Source organism: Fusibacillus kribbianus (assembly GCF_030053595.1).
GTDB classification, from domain to species: Bacteria; Bacillota; Clostridia; order Lachnospirales; family Lachnospiraceae; genus Lientehia; species Lientehia kribbiana.
Genome location: NZ_JASGBQ010000042.1, coordinates 1 through 6,080 on the forward strand (window position 1 = coordinate 1; position 6,080 = coordinate 6,080).

Genomic DNA, 6,080 nt, shown 5'->3' on the forward strand with positions numbered 1-6,080 from the left:
ACTCACACTGATTTCATGTGGATTCAATCTTTACAAATATCATAATAAAAAGCAACGACAGACGAAAGTTGCATAAAACTTAAGCGTGATTAGCTGAGCTTTATTAAATGCACCATTTTTTATTGATTTGATAGACGGAAATCTTCTTATAAGCCCGCGCAAGTGTTTATAAAACCTCGCGAAAATGGCTTAAAATCAAGGTTTTCTGCATATCGTCATTTATCTTGCCATATCTCCGTATAAGATGATTTTGTAAGACCGGGCACCATTTTGGCACCACAAATTATAGGAGGACGACATGAAAAACGTACTTTTAGACAAGGGTATTATACTCCCGTCCGGCGAAATCAGCAAGGATAAGGTAAACCTTGTAACCGGAGCAATCACGCAGCCATTCGCAGAAATGGTATGGGTAACGACAGGCGGCGACATGGAAACCGTAAACCGCTTGACCGACGTACTTGTTACCATGAACACCCCCGCCGACCGGGGGAAGCTGTTCAAAATCATAAAAATGCTCTATGGGCTTATGGGCTTGCCCTTTTCCGAGGAAGCCGAGCCTATGGACGCAGACCCCGCCGTTTTGGAATACTTCATTTTTTCCTTTACGGCAGACTTTGGCGAAGTCATACAAGACCTCATAGCCGAAGAAGCAGAATAACGCACCGCACAGGCGGCGTTTCTCACTTCCCACAAGGAAGAACAGGAACGCCGCTTTTTTCATGCCCTTTGTTACGCAGTAGGCATGAAAAAGCCCTTGATTTACGCGGCTTTGCGGACGCGGTTTTCAGCGGATAAGGGATTGATACCTAAACCCTCAAAATCGCGTTTCTATTGCGTAACAGGTATGCAGCAAAGGAGTGATGAAGCTATGGCAGTTTTCAGAGTGGAGCGCAACAAGGGCTATACGGTTATGAGCAACCACCACTTACGCAATAAGGAGCTATCCCTAAAGGCAAAAGGGCTGTTATCGCAAATGCTGTCCTTGCCAGAGGATTGGGACTACACCCTTGCGGGGCTGTCCTTTATCAACCGGGAGAAAATCGACGCTATCCGGGAAGCCGTTAAGGAACTGGAACGCGCCGGGTATATCGTGCGTTCAAGGGAACGCGACGAGAAAGGACGCTTGCGCGGCGCAGATTATGTGATTTTTGAGCAGCCGCAGACCCCGCCTGTATCGGATTTACCTACATTGGAAAATCCAACATTGGATAATCCAACGTTGGAAAAACCTACGCAGAAAAAACCTACGTTGGAAAATCCAACGCAATTAAATAAAGATATACAAAAGACTAACTTACCCAAAAAAGAAAAATCAAATATAGATTTATCAAGTACCGATTCCATTCCTATCCATTCCCTAAATCCCTTGCCTTACGACGGGGAAGCGGCAGAGCCGCCGGAACGGAAACGAAAGGAAGCGACAGACGCATACAGCGTTTATGAGGAAATCATCAAGGACAATATCGAGTACGACCATTTTGTACGCTACGGGCAGGTAGACAAAGACCGTCTGGACGAAATTGTTTCGATTATCCTTGAAACGGTATGCAGCAAGAGAAAGACAATCCGTATCGCCGGGGACGATTACCCGGCAGAGCTTGTCAAGGCAAAGTTTATGAAGCTCAACAGCAGTCACATTGAATTTGTCTTTGACTGCATGAAAGAGAATACCACCAAAATCCGCAACATCAAACAGTACCTTAAAGCGGTGCTGTTCAATGCGCCGAATACCATTGACAGCTACTATACCGCCCTTGTCGCTCACGACATGGCGACAGGCAAAATCTAAAGGAGGATTACCACATGGCACAGAAAACAGGAGCTTTGATTTTTGACGAACAGACCGACCGCTACGACATTCGCTTTGACATTGCCGACTATTACGGCGGCTTGCATTGCGGAGAGTGTTTCGACGTATTCACAGGCGGCAAATGGAAGCCGACCCGCATTGAAATGAGCGCGGCGCAGGAATGGTACCTTGTGGGTATCCGCGCCGAGGATTTGAACGGCTTGCGCGTCCGTATCTAAAGCTTATGGGCGGCTACCGCAGCGGCGTACCACCCTAACACTATCAGACTACCGCGAAAGGAGGACGGTAAATGCAAGATGAAATCAACGAAAAGACCATAGCCCTTTACATCAAGACCGGGAAGCTGACCGCGCAGACACTTCAAAAGGCTATGAAAACGCTGCTTGCACAGATGAAGAAGCAGAAAGACAAAACGCCGCAGGGCAAGCAGACCTTAAAGCAGCTTATGAAGCAGAACGCGGGAGTTTCCAACATTGAGATTACCGAGGGCAATATCAAAGCCTTTGAGAGTACGGCGAAAAAGTACGGTATCGACTTTGCGCTGAAAAAGGACACGACGGAAAACCCGCCCCGCTACCTTGTGTTTTTCAAAGGCCGCGACGCTGACGTGCTGACCGCAGCCTTTAAGGAGTTTTCCGCAAAGAAGCTGACACAGGAGAAAAAGCCCTCTATCCGCAAGCTGCTTTCCTCTCTGAAAGAAAAGGCGGCGGGCTTGAACGCGCAGCGGGACAAGGTAAAGAACAAGGACAGGGAGGTATCGCTATGAAGCAGGAAGTCAAAAAGCTGCTTATCCTCAACCTGCCCTATCTGCTCTTTGTCTATCTGTTTGACAAGATAGGCGCAGCAATACGCCTTACCCCCGGCGCAGACGCAAGCGAAAAGCTCTTGCAGCTTGGGACGGGCTTTGCCGCCGCCTTTTCCAGTATCGCGCCGAGCCTGCACCCCGCCGATCTGCTTATCGGCATTGCGGGGGCGGTCATTATCCGGCTTGCCGTTTACATGAAAGGCAAGAACGCGAAGAAGTACCGAAAAGGCATGGAATACGGTTCTGCACGTTGGGGCGGCGCGGAGGATATAAAGCCGTATATCGACCCTGTATTTGAAAATAATGTGCTGCTGACGCAGACCGAAAGGCTGATGATGAGCAGCCGCCCGAAGCAGCCGAAGTATGCAAGAAACAAAAACATTCTTGTTATCGGCGGTTCCGGCAGCGGCAAGACCCGCTTTTTCGTAAAGCCCAACCTTATGCAAATGCACAGTTCTTATGTTGTTACCGACCCGAAAGGCACCGTCTTAATCGAGTGCGGGAAGCTCTTACAGCGGGGCGGGTACAAAATCAAAGTGCTGAATACGATTAACTTCAAAAAATCCATGAAATACAATCCCTTTGCCTATCTGCGGAGCGAAAAGGATATTTTGAAGTTAGTCAATACCATTATCGCCAACACCAAAGGCGACGGGGAGAAATCCGGCGAGGATTTTTGGGTAAAAGCTGAAAAGCTCTACTATACCGCGCTTATCGGCTATATCTGGTACGAAGCCCCCGACGAGGAAAAGAACTTTACGACGCTGCTTGAAATGATAAATGCGTCGGAAGCCCGCGAGGACGACGAGGACTTTAAGAACCCGGTAGACCTCATGTTTGAACGTCTGGAAGAAAAAGACCCGGAACATTTTGCGGTCAAGCAGTACAAGAAGTACAAACTTGCGGCAGGTGTTGTATGCTCTAAAAGACTTCTTAATCAAGCGGTTGGGAAGTCTCTTAGAACACATAACCTAAAACCGAAGAAAGGAGCGCAAGTTATGAGAAAAAACGAGAAAATCACAGCTCTGTACGAACGACTGAGCCGTGATGACTTTGGCAAAGATGATGACCAACAGCGTGAGAGCAACTCCATATCCAATCAAAAGGCAATGTTGGAGGAGTTCGCCGCACGGCAGGGCTTTACAAACATTGTCCATTTCACGGACGATGGCATTAGCGGCACCTGCTTTGACCGTCCCGGATTTTTGGCAATGATGAAAGAAGTGGAAGCCGGGAATGTGGAGTATCTGTGTATCAAGGACATGAGCCGCATGGGTCGTGACTATCTGAAAGTAGGTCAGATTATGGAAATCCTGCGTCAGCGTGGCGTTCGCCTTATCGCCATCAATGACGGCGTGGACAGTGCCAGAGGTGACGATGATTTTACCCCTTTCCGCAACATTATGAACGAGTATTACGCCAGAGACACCAGCCGTAAAATCCGTTCCACTTTCCAGTCCAAAGGCAAGTCCGGCAAGCACCTCACAGGCACGGTCATTTACGGCTATCTCTGGAACGAAGCCAGAGACCAATGGTTGGTTGACCCCGAAGCCGCTGATGTGGTCAAGCGCATCTTTGCCATGACGATTGAGGGCTACGGTCCGTATCAGATCGCCAGCAAGCTGAAAGAAGAAAAAATCCTCATTCCGTCCGCTTACCTTGCCCAGCACGGCGAGGGTGTGAATAAAAACAAGACTTTCAAAGATGTGTACGGCTGGGGTTCTTCCACCATCTGCAACATTCTTGAAAAGCGTGAATATCTGGGACACACCATCAACTTCAAGACTCGAAAGCACTTCAAGGACAAGAAAAGCCATTATGTCCCGGAGGACGAATGGACGATTTTCGAGAATACCCATGAAGCTATCATTGACCAGCAGACCTTTGACCTTGTGCAGAAAATCCGTGGGAATGTCAGACGCTACCCGGACGGCTGGGGCGAAGCAGCTCCCCTCACAGGCTTGCTTTATTGTGCCGATTGCGGCGGCAAGATGTATGTCCACCGTACCAACAACGGCAAGCGTATTTCTCAATATACCTGTTCCCAATACAGCAAAGTCCCAGTTGGAAAGCTCTGCACGACACAGCACCGTATCAATGAAGATGTGGTACTGTCCCTTGTTTCCGAAATGCTCAAAGCTATTGCCGAGTATGCCAAGCATGACCGAGCCGAGTTTGTCCGTGTGGTGCAGGAAGCGCAGTCCAGCCAGCAGACGGCAGAGGTCAGAAAACAGCGCACACGCCTTGCCACAGCAAAGCAGAGAGTTTCCGAGCTGGAAGTCCTGCTCTGCAAAATCTATGAGGACAACATTTTAGGCAAGCTGTCCGACAGCAGATACGCCACTCTGGACGCTCAATACGAAAAGGAACAGTCCGAGCTTACCGCTGAAATCTCTGTTCTGGAAAAGGCTGTCAAGAGCTATGAGAAGCACGAAAAGGACGCTGACCGTTTTATCGCTCTGATTGACAAATATGAGAACTTCGACAAGCTGACCATTGCCATGCTCAACGAGTTTATCGAGAAAATCCTTGTGCATGAGCGTGACCGCAAGGGCAGTATTCAGACCACACAGGAGGTCGAGATTTACTTCAATTTTGTTGGGCGATTCGTTCCCCCGGCGTTTGGAGAAGTGGAGCTGACCCCGGAAGAATTAGAGGAAATCCGCAAGCGTGAGGAACGCAAGGACAGGCTTCATCAGAACTACTTGAAGCGGAAAGCCAGCGGAGCGCAGAAGCGATACGAGGACAAAATCAAGGGGAGAAAAAAAGCAGAAATCGAAGCCAAGAAAGCCGCCATTCGTGCAGAGGACATTGCAAAGGGCGTGTTCGTCCCTGTCAGCAGTTTACCGCAGAGAGAGCCGCAGAAAGGAGCGCAGATAGCATGAATATCACTTACAGGCAGAACGGCGATTATCTTATCCCGAACATCATTATCCGCAAGACCAAGCCCATCGGACACTACGGCAGACTTCGCAAGGCGTATTTAGAAATGCACCGCCCGATACTGTTCAATGAACTGGTGCTATCCGACAAGCTCTTTGAACATTGCGCCGAGATTGAAGAAGCGGCACGAAACCGCATGGAGCTGATCGTGCGGTCACTGGCAGAGCAAAACGGCGTGACCGAGCAACTGAAAGCTGAAAACCAAATGGAATGGGTGCGGCAGATGAACGCTTGCAAGGCGCAGGCAGAGGCAGTTGTGAAAGCAGAGTTGATTTATAATTGAGCGAGGAAGTCCGGGCAGAAAACTGTTCGGACTTTTCTCATATAGTCCAAAGTTGCGGTAGAATTGTTCACAAGTTTTATGGTATAATTTGAATACGAAATTGAGCAACAAATTGGAATTGAACAAAATCGCTGCGCGATGGCCTGCCAAGGCTGTGGCGCAGCTTTTTACTTTTTCTAAAAAAGGCAGTGACAGGATTGTCCCAAGATAGTATTGTTAAAGTACCACCAATAACA

General features: G+C 48.7%; 6 protein-coding genes. All 6 read left to right on the top strand.

Annotation, left to right across the window (positions count from 1 at the left end; all coding sequences use genetic code 11):
* Positions 1-298: 298 nt before the first annotated feature.
* The 6 genes from QJ036_RS13945 (at position 299) to QJ036_RS13970 (ending at position 5,844) form a co-directional block, all read left to right on the top strand.
* Positions 299-661, top strand: a complete 363-nt coding sequence (locus QJ036_RS13945; RefSeq protein ID WP_002584990.1) for a hypothetical protein — start codon at positions 299-301, stop codon at positions 659-661.
* Positions 662-871: 210 nt separating this feature from the next.
* On the top strand, positions 872-1,792 hold the full coding sequence (locus QJ036_RS13950; RefSeq protein ID WP_002584989.1) for a DUF6017 domain-containing protein: 921 nt from the start codon (positions 872-874) through the stop codon (positions 1,790-1,792).
* 14 nt (positions 1,793-1,806) lie between these two features.
* Positions 1,807-2,031 (top strand): DUF5348 domain-containing protein, encoded by a 225-nt coding sequence (locus QJ036_RS13955; protein ID WP_002584988.1) that lies wholly within the window; start codon positions 1,807-1,809, stop codon positions 2,029-2,031.
* A 71-nt stretch (positions 2,032-2,102) separates the two neighbouring features.
* Entirely contained in the window at positions 2,103-2,579 is a 477-nt protein-coding gene (locus tag QJ036_RS13960; protein WP_058351589.1) for a PcfB family protein, read from the top strand.
* Entirely contained in the window at positions 2,576-5,503 is a 2,928-nt protein-coding gene (locus QJ036_RS13965) for a DUF4368 domain-containing protein (protein WP_283231949.1), read from the top strand. Before QJ036_RS13960 ends, QJ036_RS13965 begins: the two co-directional genes overlap by 4 nt.
* Positions 5,500-5,844: a TnpV protein gene (locus QJ036_RS13970; protein WP_283231950.1), complete on the top strand. Its 345-nt coding sequence runs from the start codon at positions 5,500-5,502 to the stop codon at positions 5,842-5,844. The genes QJ036_RS13965 and QJ036_RS13970 overlap by 4 nt, the downstream gene beginning before the upstream one ends.
* Positions 5,845-6,080 lie beyond the last annotated feature (236 nt).